General features: G+C 71.9%; 19 protein-coding genes and 1 riboswitch. Of the genes, 8 read left to right on the top strand and 11 right to left on the bottom strand.

Annotation, left to right across the window (positions count from 1 at the left end):
* Positions 1 to 22: 22 nt before the first annotated feature.
* Together ABT122_RS28040 and ABT122_RS28035 are read left to right on the top strand one after the other, a co-directional pair.
* A complete protein-coding gene (locus tag ABT122_RS28040; protein WP_351557970.1) occupies positions 23 to 256 on the top strand; it encodes a helix-turn-helix domain-containing protein in 234 nt (77 codons plus the stop codon).
* Complete coding sequence (locus tag ABT122_RS28035; protein ID WP_351557968.1) at positions 253 to 1,092, top strand: DUF7687 domain-containing protein; 840 nt, start codon at positions 253 to 255, stop codon at positions 1,090 to 1,092. Before ABT122_RS28040 ends, ABT122_RS28035 begins: the two co-directional genes overlap by 4 nt.
* 109 nt (positions 1,093 to 1,201) lie before the next feature.
* Here ABT122_RS28035 and ABT122_RS28030 read toward each other — a convergent pair whose 3' ends face one another.
* Entirely contained in the window at positions 1,202 to 2,599 is a 1,398-nt protein-coding gene (locus tag ABT122_RS28030; RefSeq protein WP_351557966.1) for an NAD(P)/FAD-dependent oxidoreductase, read from the bottom strand.
* A 176-nt stretch (positions 2,600 to 2,775) separates the two neighbouring features.
* On the opposite strand from ABT122_RS28030, the gene ABT122_RS28025 reads away from it, so the two are divergent.
* Positions 2,776 to 3,660 carry an aminoglycoside phosphotransferase family protein gene (locus tag ABT122_RS28025; protein WP_351557964.1) on the top strand — a complete coding sequence of 295 codons (885 nt, stop codon included), beginning with the start codon at positions 2,776 to 2,778 and terminating at the stop codon, positions 3,658 to 3,660.
* 76 nt (positions 3,661 to 3,736) lie between these two features.
* Entirely contained in the window at positions 3,737 to 4,237 is a 501-nt protein-coding gene (locus ABT122_RS28020; protein WP_351557962.1) for a GNAT family N-acetyltransferase, read from the top strand.
* Here the strand turns inward: ABT122_RS28020 and ABT122_RS28015 are convergent.
* The 7 genes from ABT122_RS28015 to thrC all read right to left on the bottom strand — a co-directional run bounded on the left by ABT122_RS28015 (position 4,234) and on the right by thrC (position 12,720).
* The gene (locus tag ABT122_RS28015; protein WP_351557960.1) at positions 4,234 to 5,292 is read right to left on the bottom strand and encodes a zinc-binding dehydrogenase; all 1,059 of its coding nucleotides are present in this window, start codon (positions 5,290 to 5,292) and stop codon (positions 4,234 to 4,236) included. The two genes, ABT122_RS28020 and ABT122_RS28015, sit on opposite strands and share 4 nt — an antisense overlap.
* Before the next feature lie 239 nt (positions 5,293 to 5,531).
* Positions 5,532 to 6,029 (bottom strand): hypothetical protein, encoded by a 498-nt coding sequence (locus tag ABT122_RS28010; protein ID WP_351557992.1) that lies wholly within the window; start codon positions 6,027 to 6,029, stop codon positions 5,532 to 5,534.
* A gap of 299 nt (positions 6,030 to 6,328) precedes the next feature.
* Entirely contained in the window at positions 6,329 to 7,894 is a 1,566-nt protein-coding gene (locus ABT122_RS28005; RefSeq protein ID WP_351557958.1) for an alpha/beta hydrolase, read from the bottom strand.
* A gap of 498 nt (positions 7,895 to 8,392) precedes the next feature.
* Positions 8,393 to 10,015, bottom strand: coding sequence for a chaperonin GroEL (gene groL, locus ABT122_RS28000; RefSeq protein ID WP_351557957.1), 1,623 nt, complete (start codon positions 10,013 to 10,015; stop codon positions 8,393 to 8,395).
* A gap of 447 nt (positions 10,016 to 10,462) precedes the next feature.
* On the bottom strand, positions 10,463 to 10,666 hold the full coding sequence (locus ABT122_RS27995; protein ID WP_005315736.1) for a cold-shock protein: 204 nt from the start codon (positions 10,664 to 10,666) through the stop codon (positions 10,463 to 10,465).
* Positions 10,667 to 11,117: 451 nt separating this feature from the next.
* Positions 11,118 to 11,393 carry a MoaD/ThiS family protein gene (locus ABT122_RS27990; RefSeq protein WP_351557955.1) on the bottom strand — a complete coding sequence of 92 codons (276 nt, stop codon included), beginning with the start codon at positions 11,391 to 11,393 and terminating at the stop codon, positions 11,118 to 11,120.
* Between the two features lie 37 nt (positions 11,394 to 11,430).
* The gene (gene thrC / locus ABT122_RS27985) at positions 11,431 to 12,720 is read right to left on the bottom strand and encodes a threonine synthase (protein ID WP_351557953.1); all 1,290 of its coding nucleotides are present in this window, start codon (positions 12,718 to 12,720) and stop codon (positions 11,431 to 11,433) included.
* 16 nt (positions 12,721 to 12,736) lie between these two features.
* Positions 12,737 to 12,885, bottom strand: a riboswitch (SAM riboswitch).
* 139 nt (positions 12,886 to 13,024) lie between these two features.
* Here thrC and ABT122_RS27980 point away from each other — a divergent pair.
* The 3 genes from ABT122_RS27980 to ABT122_RS27970 are packed head-to-tail and all read left to right on the top strand — an operon-like array spanning position 13,025 to position 15,713.
* On the top strand, positions 13,025 to 13,969 hold the full coding sequence (locus ABT122_RS27980; protein ID WP_351557951.1) for a glucosyl-3-phosphoglycerate synthase: 945 nt from the start codon (positions 13,025 to 13,027) through the stop codon (positions 13,967 to 13,969).
* A gap of 29 nt (positions 13,970 to 13,998) precedes the next feature.
* Positions 13,999 to 14,247, top strand: coding sequence for a hypothetical protein (locus tag ABT122_RS27975; RefSeq protein ID WP_351557949.1), 249 nt, complete (start codon positions 13,999 to 14,001; stop codon positions 14,245 to 14,247).
* Between the two features lie 56 nt (positions 14,248 to 14,303).
* Positions 14,304 to 15,713, top strand: coding sequence for an alpha,alpha-trehalose-phosphate synthase (UDP-forming) (locus ABT122_RS27970; RefSeq protein ID WP_351557947.1), 1,410 nt, complete (start codon positions 14,304 to 14,306; stop codon positions 15,711 to 15,713).
* Between the two features lie 15 nt (positions 15,714 to 15,728).
* Here ABT122_RS27970 and otsB read toward each other — a convergent pair whose 3' ends face one another.
* From otsB to ABT122_RS27955, 3 genes are all read right to left on the bottom strand, one after another.
* Positions 15,729 to 16,577: a trehalose-phosphatase gene (gene otsB / locus ABT122_RS27965; RefSeq protein ID WP_351557945.1), complete on the bottom strand. Its 849-nt coding sequence runs from the start codon at positions 16,575 to 16,577 to the stop codon at positions 15,729 to 15,731.
* Between the two features lie 10 nt (positions 16,578 to 16,587).
* Complete coding sequence (locus tag ABT122_RS27960) at positions 16,588 to 16,824, bottom strand: DUF3263 domain-containing protein (protein WP_351557943.1); 237 nt, start codon at positions 16,822 to 16,824, stop codon at positions 16,588 to 16,590.
* A 61-nt stretch (positions 16,825 to 16,885) separates the two neighbouring features.
* Positions 16,886 to 18,157 (bottom strand): extracellular solute-binding protein, encoded by a 1,272-nt coding sequence (locus tag ABT122_RS27955; protein WP_351557941.1) that lies wholly within the window; start codon positions 18,155 to 18,157, stop codon positions 16,886 to 16,888.
* Positions 18,158 to 18,430: 273 nt separating this feature from the next.
* Between ABT122_RS27955 and ABT122_RS27950 the strand changes: the two genes are divergently transcribed.
* Positions 18,431 to 19,324 (top strand): SIS domain-containing protein, encoded by an 894-nt coding sequence (locus ABT122_RS27950; RefSeq protein ID WP_351557939.1) that lies wholly within the window; start codon positions 18,431 to 18,433, stop codon positions 19,322 to 19,324.
* Positions 19,325 to 19,437: the final 113 nt, after the last annotated feature.

The raw sequence follows: 19,437 nt of genomic DNA, 5'->3' as shown, positions 1-19,437 counted from the left end.
CGACGGGCATTCTACAGGTTTTGTGGATGATCGCGTGGTCTTGATCAGGTTCGGCTTGCGAGTGAGGGAACTCCGCGAAGCGAAGGGATTGTCGCAAGAAGGGCTCGCCGAGTTGGTGCCCCTGCACCGCACATATGTCGGAAGCGTGGAGCGCGGCGAGCGGAATATCGGACTCGTCAATATCCACCGGCTTGCGCGCGCTCTCGGTGTGGCCCCGTCGGAGCTGCTGGCGGAGAGCGGGAGCGGGGGAAAGTGAAGCGTGAAACCGGGTTCGCCGAAGCCCGCTGGGACGACCCCTTCTGGAATGTTGTGCGCATGTTGGCCGATCAGTCGATCGCGCAGCGCGGCAGATACGCATCGGCTATCGATCCCCATGAAATCATTTCGGTGCTCCAGGCGTCCGGCACGCCGGCTGCTCATGGTCTGGTCGGTTATCTGAGGAATCATGACGATGTTCTGGAACGCCTCTCGGATTACTGGTGGAAGCGACGGGAGGTCTCCGACCGGATTCTGAACCTCATGCGCACCGAGGAGGAGGCCAAGGCCGACTACGCCGGGATATCCGACCAGGTGTTGCAGAGTTACGGGGTGCGGCTGGAGGGTTATCACACATCCTCCAAGGTTCTCGTCAATACGGTCGACGCCCTGGTCCGGCTGGAGAGCGAGAGAAGCGGTGTCCCGGTGGACACGAACCCTCAGAGCAGGGCGGCGCTGATTTCCGACCAGCACATATGGGTGTCGCCCCGGCGTCTGGACGGGGCGATACCCGACCTGTTGAACCCCGTTGCCATCTGGGAGATCAAGGAGTACTGGGGGAAGACGGGCGGTGGGTCGAAGATGTCGGACGCGATCTACGAACTGCAACTCGTGGGACTCGAACTCCGAATGTTCGAGGAAAAGTTCGGCATCCATGTCAACCACTACGCCGTCGTCGACGGCAGGGACCAGTGGAGCAGCAGGAAGTCGGATATCCGCCGCGCGGTTGACCTGCTCTACTCCGGCATCCTGGATGAACTGGTCGTCGGTGAAGAGGTTCTCACCAGGTGGCCGGAGATCGTCGCGGAGTGCAACGCGCTCGCGGGTTCCCCGTAGAGGCAGCCGGACGCGGCCGGCGGCCGGCTCCCGCAGGCCGGTTCACCGCGGCGGGGGCCGGCAGTGGAGCCTCCGCGTCCCGGGCCGGCACCGTGCGGGAGCCCCGGGGTCAGTGGCGGCCCGACACCCGGTCCGCGAGGCGGGCCGCGCGGGCGGTCTCCGTCGTACGGGCCAGGGACTCGTGCCGGTCCGCGGCCCGGTAGGCCGCGTACATCGCCTGGACGCCCAGCCAGCGCAGCGGCTCCGGCTCCCAGGCGCGGACCTTGTGGTTGACCCAGGGGAGGCCCGTCAGGGCGGTGGCGCCGCCCTGGCCGGAGTCCTGCTGGATCAGGTCGCGCAGGGTGCGGGCGGCGAGATTGGCGGTGGCCACGCCCGAACCGACGTAACCGCCCGCCCAGCCCAGGCCGGTGGAGCGGTCGAGGGTGACCGTGGCGCACCAGTCGCGGGGGACGCCGAGCACGCCCGACCAGGCGTGGTCGATCCGCACCCCGGCCGTGGTCGGGAAGAGCCGGACCAGCATCTCGCGCAGCGCCTCGACGGTGGCCGGCCGGGTGCGGCCGTCGTTGTCGGTGCGCGAGCCGTAGCGGTAGGGGGCGCCCCGGCCGCCGAGGGCGATCCGGTCGTCGGCGGTGCGCTGGGCGTAGACATAGGCGTGCGCCAGATCGCCGAGGGTCTCGCGGCCGTCCCAGCCGATCGTCTCCCACAGCGACGGCGGCAGCGGCTCGGTGGCGATCATCGAGGAGTTCATCGGGAGCCAGGTGCGGCGCAGCCCCTTCAGCCCCGCCGTGAACCCCTCGGTGCAGCGCAGCACATAGGGCGCGCGGACCGTGCCGTACGGGGTGTCCGCGTGCTGGGGCCGGATGGCGGTGACCGGGGTCGACTCGTGGAGGGTGACCCCGAGGCGCTCCACGGCATCGGCGAGGCCCCGCACCAGCCGCGCCGGGTGCAGCCGGGCGCCGTGCGGGGTCCAGGTGGAGGCGACGGCGCCGGCGACCCGGACGCGTTCGGCGGTCTCGCGGGCCCCGTGCAGGGTGCGGTCCGTCTCGCCGAAGGCCAGCTCGGCGGCGTGGAACTCCCGCAGCCGGGCCGCCTGGGCGGGGGAGCGGGCCACTTCGAGGACGCCACCGGGGTGGATGTCCGCGTCGATCCCCTCATCGGCGGCGACCCGGATCACCTCCGCCACGGTGTCGTTCATCGCCCGCTGGAGCCGGACGGCGGCGTCGTGCCCGTGCAGCCGGGCGTACCGGTCGCGCCCGGCGATGCCGTTGTAGAGCCAGCCGCCGTTGCGCCCGGAGGCCCCGTAGCCGCAGAACTTCGCCTCCAGGACGGTGATGTTGAGGAAGGGGACGGCCTTCTTCAGGTAGTACGCCGTCCACAGCCCGGTGTATCCGCCGCCCACGACGCAGACATCGGCCGTGGTGTCGCCGGGCAGCGGCTCGCGGGGGACGGGGAATCCGTCCCGTGCGTACCAGAACGAAATGCCGCCGTTGACGGTGCTCCTGGTCATGGTGTCCCTGCTGCTCGGCGCCGCGTGTGCGACGACTGTACGCAAGGGGGCCGGGGCCGGAGAACGGTGGGAGCGGACCTCGCGCCCGCCCTGCCCCGCCCTGTCCCGCCCCGCCCCGGCCCGCCCGCGCCCGCCGCGCCCCCGGGCCCGCCCCCCCCGTACGTACCATCGACTCCATGATCGAGGTCCCGGAAGCTCTCGTCGCCCACTACTCCGAGAACCGGGGAGCGGAGGGCCGGGCCTTCGCCGGGCTGCTGCCCGCGCGGGCCGCCGGCTTCCTCGACCGCTGGGGGCTGCGGACCGCCGGAGCCCCCATGCACGGTGTGTGCGCCCTGGTGCTGCCGGTGGAGCGGGCGGACGGCACGGGCGCCGTGCTGAAGCTCCAGGCACTCGACGAGGAGACCGAGGGCGAGCCGGACGCCCTGCGCGCCTGGGGCGGGGACGGCGCGGCCCGGCTGCTGGAACACGACCGCGAGACCGGCACCCTGCTGCTGGAGCGCCTCGGCACCCGCGATCTGTCGTCGGTGGAGGACTCGCGCGAGGCGGTGCGCGTCCTCGCGGAGCTGCTGGCCCGGCTGACGGACCGGCCCGCCCCCGAGGGGATGCGCCGGCTCGGAGATCTCGCCGCCCGGATGCTCGACGCGGTGCCGGGCGCCGCACCGCGCCTCGCCGACAGCGCCGAGCGGCGGCTGCTCCTCGACTGCGCGGCGGCGGTACGGGAGGTTCTGGCCGAACCCGGTGACCGGCTGCTCCACTGGGATCTGCACTACGGGAACGTGCTCGCCGCCGAGCGCGAGCCCTGGCTCGCCATCGACCCGAAGCCGCTGGCCGGTGACCCCGGCTTCGAGCTGGCCCCCGCCCTCCACAACCGCTTCGACCCGGCCGAGACGCGCCGGCGGTTCGATCTGATGACCGAGGTCCTGGCGCTGGACCGGGAGCGCGCCCGGGCGTGGTCGCTCGGGCGGGTGCTCCAGAACGGTCTGTGGACGGTCGAGGACGGGGAGGAACGGCTCGGCGCCGTCCAGGTGTCGATCGCGCGGACCCTGCTGGGCCGGGAGTGAACTCCCGGCCCGGCGGAGGTGTCTTGGATGCTGGACCGGCCGGCGTGGCCGGCCGGGGCTCGGCCACGCTGATCCCATGATCCGTAACGCCCTGCCCGAGGACATCCCCGCGATCCACCGCATGGTCCGGGAACTCGCCGACTACGAGAAGGCGCTGCACGAGGTCCGCGCCACCGAGGAGCAGCTCCGCGAGGCGCTCTTCGGCGAGCGGCCCGCCGCCCACGCCCACATCGCCGTGACGGACGACGGGGAAGTCGTCGGATTCTCCCTGTGGTTCCTGAACTTCAGCACCTGGCGCGGGGTGCACGGCATTTATCTGGAGGATCTGTACGTACGCCCCGACCGGCGCGGCGGCGGGCACGGCAAGGCGCTGCTGACGGAGCTGGCGCGGATCTGTGTGGAGCGGGGGTACGAGCGGCTGGAGTGGTCGGTCCTGGACTGGAACACCCCATCGATCGACTTCTACCGGTCGCTCGGCGCCCGTCCGCAGGACGAGTGGACCGTGTACCGGCTGACCGACGAGGCGCTCGCGTCGCTCGGCTCGCGAGCCCGGCAAGATCCGAAAGAGACGGCCTAGGGCCTCACGGGCCTCACGGGCCTCGCGGGCCTCGCGGAGCCGGGAGCCGGTGAGGAGCCGGTGGGGATCAGGACCACCTTGCCGACCGCCCCCCGGGTCTCGATCGCCCGGTGGGCGCCCGCCGCGTCGCTGAGCGGGAAGCGGTGGACGGCCGGGCGGAGCCGGCCGGTGGCCGCCTCGGCGAGGGAGCGCTCCTCCAGGGCGCGCAGTCCGCCCGCCCGCTCCAGCATTCCCGGGCCGAGCACCATCTCCGAGGTGATCCCGCGCTCGGCCTGCTCCTCCTCGGTGAAGGTCAGCGGCTCCCCGTCGTGCAGCTTCTCCCCGGCCCAGCCGAAGACGACGTGCCGGCCGCCCTTGCCGAGCAGATCGACGGCGGCGCGCCCGTTGGCGCCGCCGACCGCGTCGAAGACGGTGGTGGCGCGCTGCTCGCCCAGGTAGTCGCGGACCTGCTCGGGCCAGTCGGGCTGCTTGTAGTCGACGGCGATGTCCGCGCCGTTCGCCAGGACGCCCGCGACCTTGACCGGGCCGCCCGCCAGACCGATGACGGTGGCGCCGGCGTTCTTGGCGTACTGCACGAGCAGGGTGCCGATGCCGCCGGCCGCCGCGGTGACGATCACGGTGGAGTCCGGGCCCGGCTCGGCGAACTGGAGGATGCCCAGCGCCGTGCGGCCGGTGCCGATCATGGCCACGGCCTCCGCCGCGTCCAGGCCGTCCGGGACCGCGTGGAGCCGGTCGGCGCCGGTGACGGCGAGTTCGGCGTATCCGCCCGGGACCATGCCCAGATGGGCGACGACCGGCCGTCCCAGCCAGTGGTCGTCGGTGCCCTCGCCGAGGGCGTCGACCACGCCCGCGACCTCGCGGCCCGGGATCGTCGGCAGCGGGATCGGCTCGGCGTAGGGGCCGCTCTCGCCCCGGCGCAGAGCGGTGTCCAGGACGTGGACGCCGGCGGCGGCGACCGAGATCCGCACCTGGCCGGGGCCGGGGACGGGGTCCTCGGCCACCTCGTGGACGAGGTTCTCGGCGGGGCCGAAGGCGTGGAGGCGGATGGCGTGCATGGCGGGCTCCCCTGAGTCGTGGTGCTCTCTCGGTGACAGGGCCAACCCTCCTGCCTCAACCTTGCTTGAGGTCAAGGGCCGCCGGGGGCGCCGCATGGCACGCCGGGGACACCGCCGCGACGGGGGCGGTGAGCCCGGGCTGTGGGGGGCCGGCTCGCGGGGAGGACGACCGGGGGCGCGTGCGCGGTCCGTGGCCTTTCGCGGGGCGTGGCCTTTCGCGGGGCGTCCGAGGACGGGTCTCAGATACGGGGGAAGCGGGCCTGGAGGTCCCAGATCACCGGGTTGTCGGCGAGGCTCTCGTGCAGATCGGTCAGATCCGCGATCACATCGTGCAGGAAGTCGCGGGACTCGCGGCGCAGCTCGCTGTGGCTGAAGGTGAGCGGCGGCTCGTCGCGGCGCATCCAGTCCGCCTCCACATCCACCCAGCCGAAGCGCCGCTCGAACAGCATCCGGTCGGCGGACTCCGTGAAGTCCAGCTCGGCGCGCTGGGGGGTGGCGGAGCGGCTGCCGCGCGGGTCGCGGTCGAGGCGCTCGACGATGTCGCAGAGCGCCCAGGCGAAGTCGAGGACGGGGACCCATCCCCAGGCGGTGGAGACCTCGCGGTCGGCCTTGGTGTCGGCGAGGTAGACGTCGCCGCAGAAGAGGTCGTGGCGGAGGGCGGGGGGGTCGGCCGCGCGGTAGTCGGTTTGAGGGGGGTCGGGGAAGCGGGGGGAGAGGGAGTAGCCGATGTCGAGCACGCTTGATGGTGTCATGAGGGGGTGGGGGTGGGGTGCGGGGGCTGGTCCCCGACCCGGGCCCGCTGGGTGCGGGGTCCCGTGGTGCGGGGTCCGTCCTCAATCGCCGGACGGGCTGGGTTTGTGCGGGGTCCCGTGGTGCGGGGTCCGTCCTCAATCGCCGGACGGGCTGGGATGTCACGCTGGGCGGGCTGGGGTGCGCGTCGAGCGGGCTGGGGTGTCGTGCTGGGTGGGCCGGGGTGCGTGCCGGACGGGCCGGGGTGCGTGCCGGACGGGCCGGGGGCCCGTCCGGCACGGGGTGGTCAGAAGCGGTGGGGGTGCTGGGGGAGGGGGGACTGGGGGGTGGTGGAGGTGCGGGGGGCGCCCGGGGCGCAGGTGGTGTCCTTCGCCGGGAGCTTCCCGGTGTTCAGGTACGACGTCCCCGCGGCATCCGCGCACGCGCTCCCGCCGAAGAGATACACCCCGTGCCCCTCCCCGTTCTTCACGGTCACCATCTTCGCGCCCTTGAGCGCGCTCCTCATCCCCTTCGCCGTCGAGAGCGGCGTCTGCGAGTCCCACTCGTTCTGGATGATCAGCGAGGGCACCTTGTTGTCGACCTTGGTGACCGGCTCACCGGACTTGTTCCAGAAGGCGCACGGCGTGATGTTGGACCCGAAGTCCCCGTACAGCGGGTAGCGCTTCTTGTCCCGGACCGCGTCCTTGCGGTACTGCTCGGTGTCGCGCGGCCAGGCCGCCGAGTTGTCCCCGCAGACGACCGACCAGAAGGCCGCGTCGCCGTTGTCGGCCGGCGTCTCCACGGCGAAGGCGGGCCGCCGGCGCGGCTCGGTCCCCGCCGGGCCGGTCTTCTTGCCGGCGGCGGCCTTCCTCAGGTTCACGACCAGTTCGCTGGCGGGCTCGACGCTGAAGGTCGAGTACCGCATGTACTCCCGCACCCCGTCGCCGTTGAACACCTCGCCCTCGTACTCGAAGGGCTTCCGGTCGGCCTGGGCCACCAGGTCCCAGAAGGACTTGCTCACCTTCTGCGGGGTGTCGCCCAGCTTGTAGACCGCGTTCCGCGCCGCCGCCCACTTCGTCCACCGCTGGAACGCCGGCTCCGCGCCGTCCGCCCACGCCTGGATCATGCCGCGCCAGGTGCGCGTGGGGTCGACGGCGCTGTCGAGGATGAAGCGGCCGGTCCGCTGGGGGAACATCTGGCTGTAGACGGCGCCCAGATAGGTCCCGTAGGAGTAGCCCACGTAGTTGAGCTTCTTCTCGCCGAGGACGGTACGGATCAGATCCAGGTCCCGCGCGGTGTTGCGGGTGGTGGTGTGCGGAACCTTCTCCCCGGACCTCTTGCGGCACTTGTCGGCGACGCCCTTCGCCGTGGCGACGTCCTTGGCGTAGGTCTTCGCCTTGTACACCCGCGGCCACAGGGCCTCGGCCCCGGAGAGTCCGCAGGTGACGGGGGAGCTCCGGCCGACGCCGCGGGGGTCGAAGCCGATCAGGTCGTACCGGTCCCGCACGGACTGGGGCAGCGCGGTCTTGAACTCCAGCGGCAGACCGAGCCCGCTGCCGCCGGGGCCGCCGGGGTTGGAGAGCAGGACGCCGTGGCGCTTGCCGGGCACACTGGTCCGGTAGCGGGATATCGCGATGTCCGTCTTCTTGCCGCCGGGCTTGGCGTAGTTGAGCGGCACCTTGACCGTGGCGCACTGGAAGGCGGCCGGCAGATCCGGGTGGCACCGCTTCCAGGTGAGCTTCTGCTGGGCGTACTGAGCCAGGGGACTCGTCCCGGGGCCCGGTGCGGCCGCCGCGGTGGTGGTGGTCACGGCGGGTGCGAGTGTCGCCATGACACTCACCGCGAGCACGGGTACGAGTCGTCGTCGCTGCATGAAGTCGTTCCTCCAGTGGATGGGCTCGCTGCTGTGGCGCAAGAGGCTCAATGGGCGCCTGTGCCAATGTAGTTGGCGCGGTGCCGGCGGGGGCCCGGTCCGCCGGATCGGAGGCCGGCGGGCGCGAAGGCCGTCACCGCAGGGCCGCCGGCCGGGGCCGCGGCGGGTCCGCCCGCCGCGCGTGGGGGAGCCGGTCTTCTCAACCGCACCGAGGGGCCTTCCCGTTGAGCGGGGTGGGTGACGGGATAGACCCTGGCTCAAGGAAGGGCGGGGCGAATCATCCCCGAGGGCGGGCTTGCTGCGACCCTGGAGGGAGGGGCGCGCGGAGGGCTCGTCCCCGGGGCGTAGGGGATGCCCCGCAGGACACCCCCGGGTACGGCCGGGCGCACGCCGGAGGGCGGCACCCCCCGGTACGGCCGGGCGCACGCCGAAGGGCGGCACCCCCTGGGAGAGGGGTGCCGCCCTTCGGATGGAGCAGGAGCTGCCGATCCCGGGGGATCAGAAGTCCATGTCACCGCCCGGCATGCCGCCCGGAGCGGCCGCGGCGGCCTTCTCCGGCTTGTCGGCGATGACGGCCTCGGTGGTCAGGAACAGCGCCGCGATGGAGGCCGCGTTCTGCAGGGCAGAGCGGGTCACCTTCGCGGGGTCGAGGATGCCCTCGGCGATCATGTCGACGTACTCACCGGTCGCGGCGTTCAGGCCGTGGCCGACGGGCAGGTTGCGCACCTTCTCGACGATGACGCCACCCTCCAGGCCGCCGTTGATGGCGATCTGCTTGAGCGGGGCCTCCAGCGCGAGCTTCACGGCGTTGGCGCCGGTCGCCTCGTCGCCTTCGAGGTCGAGCTTCTCGAAGACCGAGGAAGCCTGGAGCAGCGCGACGCCACCACCGGCGACGATGCCCTCCTCGACGGCCGCCTTCGCGTTGCGGACGGCGTCCTCGATGCGGTGCTTGCGCTCCTTGAGCTCGACCTCGGTCGCGGCACCGGCCTTGATGACGGCCACGCCGCCGGCCAGCTTCGCCAGGCGCTCCTGGAGCTTCTCGCGGTCGTAGTCCGAGTCGGAGTTCTCGATCTCGGCGCGGATCTGGTTGACCCGCCCGGCGACCTGGTCGCTGTCACCGGCGCCGTCGACGATCGTGGTCTCGTCCTTGGTGATGACGACCTTGCGGGCGCGGCCCAGCAGGTCCAGGCCGGCGTTCTCGAGCTTGAGGCCGACCTCCTCGGAGATGACCGTGCCGCCCGTGAGGATGGCGATGTCGTTCAGCATGGCCTTGCGGCGGTCGCCGAAGCCCGGGGCCTTGACGGCGACGGACTTGAAGGTGCCGCGGATCTTGTTCACGACCAGCGTGGACAGGGCCTCGCCCTCGACGTCCTCGGCGATGATCAGCAGGGGCTTGCCCGACTGCATGACCTTCTCCAGCAGCGGAAGGAGGTCCTTCACGTTGCCGATCTTGGAGTTGACGATCAGGATGTACGGGTCGTCCAGGGACGCCTCCATACGCTCCATGTCGGTGGCGAAGTACGCCGAGATGTAGCCCTTGTCGAAGCGCATACCCTCGGTGAGCTCCAGCTCCAGACCGAAGGTCTGGGACTCCTCGACGGTGATGACGCCTTCCTTGCCGACCTTGTCCATCGCCTCGGCGATGAGCTCGCCGATCTGGGTGTCGGCGGCGGAGATGGAGGCGGTGGAGGCGATCTGCTCCTTGGTCTCCACGTCCTTGGCCTGCTCCAGGAGGGCACCGGAGACGGCCTCGACGGCCTTCTCGATGCCGCGCTTGAGGGCCATCGGGTTGGCGCCGGCCGCGACGTTGCGCAGGCCCTCGCGGACGAGCGCCTGGGCGAGAACGGTGGCGGTGGTCGTGCCGTCGCCGGCGACGTCGTCCGTCTTCTTGGCGACTTCCTTGACCAGCTCGGCGCCGATCTTCTCGTACGGGTCCTCGAGCTCGATCTCCTTGGCGATGGACACACCATCGTTGGTGATCGTGGGCGCGCCCCACTTCTTCTCAAGGACGACGTTGCGGCCCTTGGGGCCGAGGGTGACCTTGACGGCGTCGGCGAGCTGGTTCATACCGCGCTCAAGGCCGCGCCGCGCCTCCTCGTCGAACGCGATGATCTTTGCCATGTGAAGTGTCCTCCACGGACTGGTGGGAAGCTCTGGCCGGACCGCGCTGGCGCCCGCGACGGACGGTCCCCAGCCGTGTGGTTCTCTGCCCCACCCGGCGTGCGGACCTCACCGACCCGGTCCTTGTTCTGTCACTCTCACCAGGAGAGTGCTAACGCCAATGATTAGCACTCGCCCCCTCCGAGTGCAAGCGCCTCCGGGAGAACCGGGGGGAGCGAGGGCCCCGGGAGCCCGTCCCCGCGGGGCGGTGCGCGGGCGCGCGCCGCCCCGCCGCGCCGGGGCTCCGGGAGCGCCCGCGCGAGGGCGCCCGGGGGCTCCGCCGGCCTGCCGCGCCCGGACACACCTGTGGGGTCCGCACCCCGTTCCCGGGATGCGGACCCCACATGTGTGAGCGCGTCGGTGGCCGATCGCGTCGCAGGTGTCGCAGGTGTGGCGAGGAACGCGGGATCAGACCGCGAGCTTCACCATGTCCGCCTGCGGACCCTTCTGTCCCTGCGAGATTTCGAACTCGACTCGCTGCCCCTCCTCCAGGGTGCGGTAGCCGTCCATCTGGATCGCGCTGTAGTGGACGAAGACGTCCGCACCACCGTCGACCGCGATGAAGCCGTACCCCTTCTCCGCGTTGAACCACTTGACGGTGCCCTGAGCCATGCCTAACTCCCCTATTACTGGCCCTTGCGCAGGACCGCACCTCGCGGACCCGGGTCAGACCTCACCCGCCGTGTGCCTGCCCGTCCGGGACGGGTTGAGGACCCCACAGGTGTGCGCCGGAACGCGTCGACCGCGGCTGAATGTATCTGCCCAACTGCCCTCTGCAACAGGTCAATCGGACGAGAAATCCGGGCACGGGCCATCGGGTAATCAGCCTGAATTCATGAGATCCCGGGGCAAGTCGGGCCCGGCAAAGAGGACTTAGGGTTCAAATCAAGCGCACACATTGGCTGCTTCTTATCGCGCCCGGGCGCATTCTGATAGGCCGGTCGGCACCGTCGGCCGAGGGGCGTTCCCCAACTGTAGCGCGCTCAACCCTACAGAATTGCCCCCTCCGTTTCTCTTGCGGAGGGGGCAATCGGGGTGACGGTGCGTAGAGACGCGCCGGGGCTCAGCCGCCGGCGACCGCCGGGATGATCGAGACGCCGGCGCCGTCCGGGGTCGCGGTCTCCAGGCCCTGCTCGAAGCGGACGTCGTCGTCATTGACATAGACGTTCACGAAGCGGCGCAGCCTGCCGTTGTCGTCCAGGACGCGCGCGGCGATCCCCGCGTGGTTCCGCTCCAGGTCCGCGATCACCTCGGAGAGGGTGGTGCCCTCGGCGGCCACCTCGGCCCGGCCTCCGGTGTAGGTGCGCAGAATGGTCGGGATACGGACGTTGACGCTCATCTTCAGCTCTCCCAGGGGGTCGTGGGCCGGGGCCGGGTCAGTGGGCCAGGCCGGCGTCGCGGAACGCGTCCAGGCTCGGGCGGATCGTCGCGGTGGGCCCGGTGGTCGGGGCCACCGCGTCCAGGGTCTTGAGGCCGTCACCGGTGTTGAGGACGACGGTGGTCAGCGCGGGGTCGAGCACGCCGGCCTCGATCAGCTTCCGGGTCACGCCCACGGTGACCCCGCCGGCGGTCTCGGCGAAGATGCCCTCCGTGCGGGCCAGCAGCTTGATCGAGTCCACGATCTGCTCGTCGGTGACGTCCTCGACGGCGCCGCCCGTGCGGCGGGCGATGTCCAGGACGTAGGGCCCGTCGGCGGGGTTGCCGATCGCCAGCGACTTGGCGATGGTGTCCGGCTTCACCGGGCGCACCACGTCGTGCCCGGCCTTGAAGGCCGCCGCCACCGGCGAGCAGCCCTCCGCCTGGGCCCCGAAGATCTTGTAGGGGCGGTCCTCGACCAGGCCCAGCCGGATCAGCTCCTGGAGACCCTTGTCGATCTTGGTGAGCTGGGAGCCGGAGGCGATCGGGATCACGATCTGGTCGGGCAGCCGCCAGCCGAGCTGCTCGCAGATCTCGTACGCCAGCGTCTTGGAGCCCTCGCCGTAGTACGGGCGCAGATTGACGTTGACGAAGCCCCAGCCCTCGCCGAGCGGATCGCCGATCAGCTCCGAGCAGAAACGGTTCACATCGTCGTAGTTGCCCTCGATGCCGACCAGCTCGCCGCCGTAGACCGCGGCCATGACGACCTTGCCCTGCTCCAGGTCGTGCGGGATGAAGACACAGGAGCGCAGGCCCGCCCGGGCCGCCGCCGCGCCGACCGCGCCGGCGAGGTTGCCGGTGGAGGAGCAGGACAGGGTGGTGAAGCCGAAGGCGCGGGCCGCCTCGACGGCGATGGCGACGACCCGGTCCTTGAAGGAGTGGGTCGGGTTGCCGGAGTCGTCCTTGATGAACAGCCCGCCGGTGACGCCCAGTTCGCGGGCGAGGTTGTCGGCCTTGACCAGCTTGGTGAAGCCCGGGTTCAGGCTCGGCTTGTCCGCCACGCCGGCGGGGACGGGCAGCAGGGGCGCGTACCGCCAGATGTTCTCCGGACCGGCGGCGATCCGGGCGCGCAGCGCCTCGGGGTCACCGGACGGGAGGTCGTAGGCGACTTCCAGCGGACCGAAACAGGAGGAACAGGCGAAGATCGGGCCCAGAGCGAAGCGCTCACCGCACTCGCGACACGAGAGAGCCGCTGCGGGGCCCAGGTCGACGGGGGTGACGGGGGTGCTGAGGTCAGTCTGAACAGCCATGGAGGGAGGCCCTTTCTCCTCATCTTTCCCATGGCGAGGCTCGCCATGAGACGGATTTGGCACCTTCCCGAGCCGGGAGCCTCACGCGCTGAACAGCGACTGAGACCGGCTGGAGGGTTGCCGGGGCTTCAACGGGCCGTATCCCTCTGCCCCTCTGGATGAGCGGTATTCGATTGTGAACACGGGACCCGACCCCGACATGCGGTGGGCATCCGTGTTGTTCAAGACTGTAACCGAAGGGGTGGACGGTTGAGATAGTCGTCCGAACCGCGAGATGCGTCACAGCTGTGGGGAGTGGGCGAACGTGCTCGACGAGACAGAGCGCTGGCTGACCAGGCGTTCCTGGTCGGCGGCCGACCGGCCGCTGCCCCGGCTGCTCGCCGCGAAGCGGGCCGTGCCCGCCACGGTGAGCGTGGTGCTGCCCGCGCTCAACGAGGAGGCCACGGTGGGTGACATCGTCACCGTGATCCGCCGGGAGCTGATGGAGACCGCCCCGCTCGTCGACGAGCTGGTGGTGATCGACTCCGGCTCCACCGACCGCACGGCCGATGTGGCCGCCGCGGCGGGCGCGCGGGTGGTGCACCGGGACGCGATCCTGCCCCGGATTCCCGCCGTCGCCGGCAAGGGCGAGGTGCTCTGGCGGTCACTGATGGTTACCCGCGGTGACATCGTCTGCTTCGTCGACGCCGACCTGCGGGACTTCTCCGCCGACTTCGTCTCCGGGATCGTGGGCCCGCTCCTGACCGACCCCGGCATCGACTTCGTCAAGGCGATGTACGACCGCCCCCTCGACGACACCCCGGGGCAGGGCGGCCGGGTGACCGAGCTGGTGGCCCGGCCGCTGCTCAATCTGCACTGGCCGCTGCTGGCCGGGTTCGTCCAGCCGCTGGGCGGGGAGTACGCGGTCCGGCGCGGGCTGCTGGAGCGGCTGCCCTTCCCGGTGGGGTACGGGGTGGAGCTGGGCCTGCTCGTCGACGCCCTGCACACGGTGGGCCTGGACGCCCTCGCCCAGGTCGACGTGGGCTCCCGCAAACACCGCCACCAGGACGGCCAGGCCCTCGGCCGGATGGCCGCCGCGATCTACCGGACCGCCCAGCTCCGGCTGACCCGGGGCCATCTGGTGCGCCCCTCGCTCACCCAGTTCGAGCGCGGTGAGCACGGTTTCGAGCCGCGCACCCACCGGGTGGACACCGAGGAGCGGCCCCCGATGGGGGAGATCCCCGAGTACGCGGCGCGTCGCGCCGCCTGACTCCCACCCGCTGGCTGAATATCCTATATATGAGATTTGTGCACCGCTCCGTCGTCGCCGCGACGGCGCTGCTCGGCCCCGCTCTGCTCGGCTCCGCCCTGCTGCACGGCCCGGCGGCGGCCCAGACCCTGGGCCCCCGGCAGAGCGGCACCGGCGCCGAGCGCCTCTGGCTCCTCGGCGGGCTCGCGCTGAGCCTCGCCGCCGCCGGGATCGTCGCCTACGCCGCCGCCCGCGGCCGCCGGGGCGCCGGAGCGGCGGCGGGCACCCGGCCCGAGTGAGCCAACCGGAGCCGTACGCACGTTTGAGTCCGCGCGGGACGGGCTAGGTTCGCGACATGGTCTCCGAGCCCCCCACCGCCCCGTCCCGCGCGCGGATTCTCGTCGCGTCCAACCGGGGCCCCGTCTCCTACACGCTCCGCGACGACGGCACCCTCGACGCCCGGCGCGGCGGTGGCGGACTCGTCTCCGGCCTCTCCGCGATCGGCTCGGGGGAGGACGCCCTCTGGATCTGCTCCGCCCTCGGCGACGGCGACCGCGAGGCCCTGCGGCGCGGCACCGGCGAGCCCGGGGTGCTGATGCTCGGCATCGACCCCGCCGTCCACTCCGACGCGTACAACGGCATCGCCAACTCCGTGCTCTGGTTTGTGCACCACCTGCTCTACCAGACCCCGCTGGAACCCGTCTTCGACGCCGCGTTCCGCCGTCAGTGGGCCGCGTACGAGAGCTACAACCGCTCCTTCGCGCGGGCGCTGGCCGACCACGCCGACGACGGCGCCGCCGTGCTGGTGCAGGACTACCACCTCGCGCTCGTCCCCGGGCTGCTCCGGGAGCTCCGGCCCGATCTGCGCATCGGGCACTTCTCGCACACCCCCTGGGCGCCCGCCGACTACTTCCGGCTGCTCCCCGACGACATCGCCGAGCAGCTCCTGCGCGGCCTCCTCGGCGCCGACCGCACCTGCTTCCTCACCCGCCGCTGGGCCGGTCTCTTCGGCGAGTGCGTCACCCGGGTGCTCGGCGAGAAGGCCCTCGACGGCGCCCGGATCGGGGTGCACGGCCTCGGCGCGGACGCCGGCTTCCTGCGGGAGCGGGCCCACCGCCCGGACGTGGCGGAGCGGATGGCCGCCCTCCGCGAGCAGATCGGCCCCGGCCGGCGCACCATCGTGCGGGTGGACCGCACCGAGCTGTCCAAGAACATCGTGCGCGGGCTGCTCGCCTACCGGGAGCTGCTCGCGTCCCGCCCCGAGTGGCGCGAGCGCGTGGTGCATGTCGCCTTCGCCTACCCCTCCCGGCAGGACCTGGCGGTCTACCGCGACTACACGGCCGAGGTGCGACGGGTCGCCGACGAGATCAACGAGGAGTACGGCACACCCGGCTGGACCCCGGTCGTCCTCCATGTGAAGGACGACTTCGCCCGCTCGCTCGCCGCCTACCGCCTCGCGGACGTCGCCCTGGTCAACCCCATCCGGGACGGGATGAACCTGGTCGCCAAGGAGATCCCGGTGGTCTCCGACGAGGGCTGCGCGCTGGTGCTGTCCCGGGAGGCGGGGGCGCACGAGGAGCTGGGCGGGGACGCGCTCACCGTCAATCCGTACGACATCACCGCCACCGCCGACGCCCTGCACCGGGCGCTCACCATGCCCGCCGACGAGCGCGCCCGGCGCACCGGGCGGCTCGCGGCGGCGGCCACGGCGCTGCCGCCCGAGCGGTGGTTCCTCGACCAGCTGGAGGCGCTGCGGGAGCTGTAGCCCCGCCGCGGGGGACTACAGCCGCTCCGCGAGGGCCGCCAGGAACTCCACCACCGCGGCCGGGCCCGGCAGCAGCAGATCGGCCCGCTCGGCCAGCTCGGTGACCTCCGTGCTGCCGCTGCACACCAGCAGCCCCGGCAGTCCGTCCGAGCGGAGCTTCTCCACGGCCGCGAAGGCGGGCAGGTCCCCGAGGTCGTCCCCCGCGTACAGCACGGCCTCGGCCTTCACCTCGCGCACGTACTCCGCGAGGGCGACGCCCTTGTCCATGCCCGGCGGGCGCAGCTCCAGCACCATCCGGCCGGGCTCCAGCACCAGACCGTGCCGGGAGGCGAGACCGGCCAGCGGCTCCCGCAGCGCCTCGAAGGCGGCCCGCGGGTCGGCGGCGCGGCGCGTGTGCACGGCGACGGCCTGGCCCTTCTCCTCGATCCAGGTCCCCTGCCAGGCGCCGATGCGGTCGAGGAAGCCGGGCAGCTCGGCGCGGACGGCGGCGACGCCGGGGTGCGGGGCGGGGGTGTTCACGGTGCCGGTGACCGCGTCCCACCGCTCGGCGCCGTAGTGCCCGAGCACCACCAGATGGTCCAGCCCCGCCACCCCGGCGAAGCCGCCGTAGCGGACCGCGACCCCCGCGGGGCGGCCGGTGACCACCGCCACGGACGCCACCCCGGGCGCGAGGCGCGCCAGCGCCGGCACCGCGCCGGGGTGGGCGCGGGCCTGCTCCGGGTCGGGGACGATCTCGGCGAGGGTGCCGTCGAAGTCGAGTGCGACGACGGCACCGCGGGGACGGTCCAGAAGTGCGGCGAGGCCGTCGCGGCCCGCCGGGGTCGACGGGGACGGCAGAGGATGCGCGTACGGGGAGCTGCCCATGGCCCCGACCTTAGCGGCGTGTGCGTTTCCCGTCTCTGACACGGCGCAGCCGGTTGACGGTCACCGGGGCGTGGGCGAGGGCGCGGGGATCGTCGAGGAGGGCGTTGAGCAGCTGGTAGTAGCGGACCGGGGAGATGCCGAGCCGCTCCCTGATGGCGCGCTCCTTGGCGCCGGGGCCCGGCCAGGAGTGCTGTTCCATGGCGAGCACGGCGCGGTCACGCTCGGAGAGCGGCGCGGTGTCGGTCATGCCTCCAACATAGACGCGGGCGCCGACAGCCCGCCCCCCGCGCCCGCCGGGCCGGTGCCCGCTACTCCTCCTTGGCCTCGGCCTCGGCGGCGTTCCGGGCGATCCGGCCCAGCACCTTCTCCGGGGTGGTGCCCTCGGTCACGGCCTTGCCGATGTTCCGCTTGATGTCGTCGCTCACGGCGCCCCAGGAGGTCTTGTCGACCGGGGGCAGCAGCGCGGCGGGCAGCTCCCGCAGGAACTGCCGCAGATCCCTGTGGTCCGGGTCCAGCTCCATCGCCTCGGAGCCGGTCACCGTCACCGGCAGCAGATCGTTCTGCGAGGCGAACGCCAGGACGTTCTTGTCGGCGAAGAGGAAGTCCAGGAAGGTGCCGATCTCGTCCTTGTTGCCGTTCTCCTTGAAGCCCATGATCCAGTCGGCGACGCCGAGGGAGGCCTTGGTCTCCCCGGTGCGGCCGGGCACCGGGACCATGCCGAGCCCGACACCGGCCGCCCTGGCCTGCTTGATCAGCGAGGGGTGGCCGTTGAGCATCCCCACCTCGCCCCGGGTGAAGGCGGCGAACGCGTCCTTGCGGTTCAGCTCACCGGGGGCGCCGGGTCCGGTGAGGCCGGGGCCGACCAGATGGGACTTGATCCACTGAAGGGTGCCGGCGTTCTCCTCGGTGTCGATGGAGTAGCCGCCGCCGGGGTCCACATAGCCGTTGGAGCCGCTGCCGAGCAGCCACATCATGGTCTCGATCTGGGCCTCCTCGGGCCCCAGCGGCAGCGCGAAGGGGTATTTCACATCGGTGCCGGACTTCAGCCGCTCGGCGGCCTCGCTCAGCTCCGCCCAGGTCTTCGGGGCCTTCTCGATCCCGGCCTCCGCGAAGAGGTCCTTGTTGTAGAAGAGCAGCCGGGTGGAGGCGGCGAACGGGAGCCCGTACTGCACCCGGCGCTGTTCGCCGGCGTCCGCCAGCGGGGGCAGGAAGTTGGACTGCACGGGGATGGAGAGGAGTTCGTCCGCGCTGTAGAGCTTGTCGTCGGCGGCGTAGTCGGCGTAGGCGCCGATCTGCGCCATGTCGGGGGCCTTGCCCTCCTTCACCAGCTCGGAGACCTCGCGGTCCACATCGGTCCAGGGCTCTATCCGCACCTCGACCTTGATGTTGGTGTGCTGGGACTCGAACTCCCGGACCAGTTTGGACCAGTACGTCTTGCTGCTCTGGCCGCCGCTGACGTCGTAGTCGGCGGCGATGAGGCTGAGCGTGACCTCGTCCGGGCCGCTGGAGCCGCCACAGCCCGTGAGGGTGAGGGCCAGTGCCGCGGTCGCCGCCGTCAGACTCAAGAAGTGCCGTGGCACAGCTCTGCTCCCGGTTCGCCGATTGCTTGATGTGTGCCCGCATGCAGCCTGCTGCCGCCCCCCGGGCGAGCTGCGATTTTCCATCACGGGGGGTTCAGTGGTCTATGCCGCGCGGTCTCACTTCTGCAACGTCTGTTCTACAGAAGGGTTTTGTTATGGGGCGCGGGAGGTGCCCATTGCCCTGGTGTGTCCGGGCCTGCTAAGCACGTCTCGGCACGGAATGGTCAAGTGCCGGTCGGTATACACGTGTACGCGCGCGAGGAGTCTTGCCACATGTCCCGTACTGCGACAGAGATAGCCACCCAGCCCGCCTGTTGGCGCCGTGCGGCCCGTGCCGTGGTGGATTTCGGGGGGCTGCCGAGGCCGGGGGAGCGGGTGGCCGTGACCGGGTGCGGGACGTCGTGGTTCATGGCGATCGCGTACGCGGCGCTGCGGGAGGCGGCGGGGCAGGGGGAGACGGACGCGTTCGCGGCGTCGGAGTTCCCGGTGGGCCGCTCCTACGACCGGGTGGTGGCGATCACCCGCTCGGGGACGACCACCGAGGTGCTGGACCTGCTCGCCCGGTTCAAGGGCCGGGTCCCGACGACGGCCCTGACGGCGGACCCGGCGACCCCGGTGACGCACGCGGCGGACGAGGTGGCGGTGCTGGACTGGGCGGACGAGGAGTCGGTGGTGCAGACCCGGTTCGCCACGACCGCGCTGGCCTTCCTGCGCGCGGGCCTCGGCCCGGTGCCGGGTCTGAAGCCGGTCACGGAGGCGGCGGTGGACGCGGAGCTGGCGGTGACGGAGCCGCTGCCGGAGGCGGCGGTGGGGGCGGAGCAGTGGACGTTCCTCGGGCGCGGCTGGACGTACGGGCTGGCGCTGGAGGCGGGGCTGAAGATGCGGGAGGCGGCCGGGGCGTGGACGGAGGCGTATCCGGCGATGGAGTACCGGCACGGGCCGATCGCGATCACGGGGGCGGGGCGGGTGGCGTGGGTGTTCGGGGAGCTGCCGGAGGGGTTGTCCGGTGAGGTGGGGAGGGTGGGGGGGAGTCTGGTGGTGCATCAGGGGGGTGATCCGATGGCGGATCTGGTGAGGGTGCAGAGGCTGGCGGTGGAGCTGGCGGAGCGCAAGGGGTTCGATCCGGACCGCCCGAGGAATCTCTCCCGCAGCGTGATCCTCCCCTGACCGGGGCGCCCGGGCGCGGGCCCTGTGCGACGGGGTCCCGCATCCTGCGGGCCCGGGTCGGGGGCCGGCCCCCGAACCCCCGCTCCTCAATCGCCGGAGGGGCTGGATTTTGT

This window comes from Streptomyces sp. NPDC001985, assembly GCF_040296845.1.
GTDB lineage: Bacteria > Actinomycetota > Actinomycetes > Streptomycetales > Streptomycetaceae > Streptomyces.
This window is presented reverse-complemented; position numbering and strand designations above follow the sequence as displayed.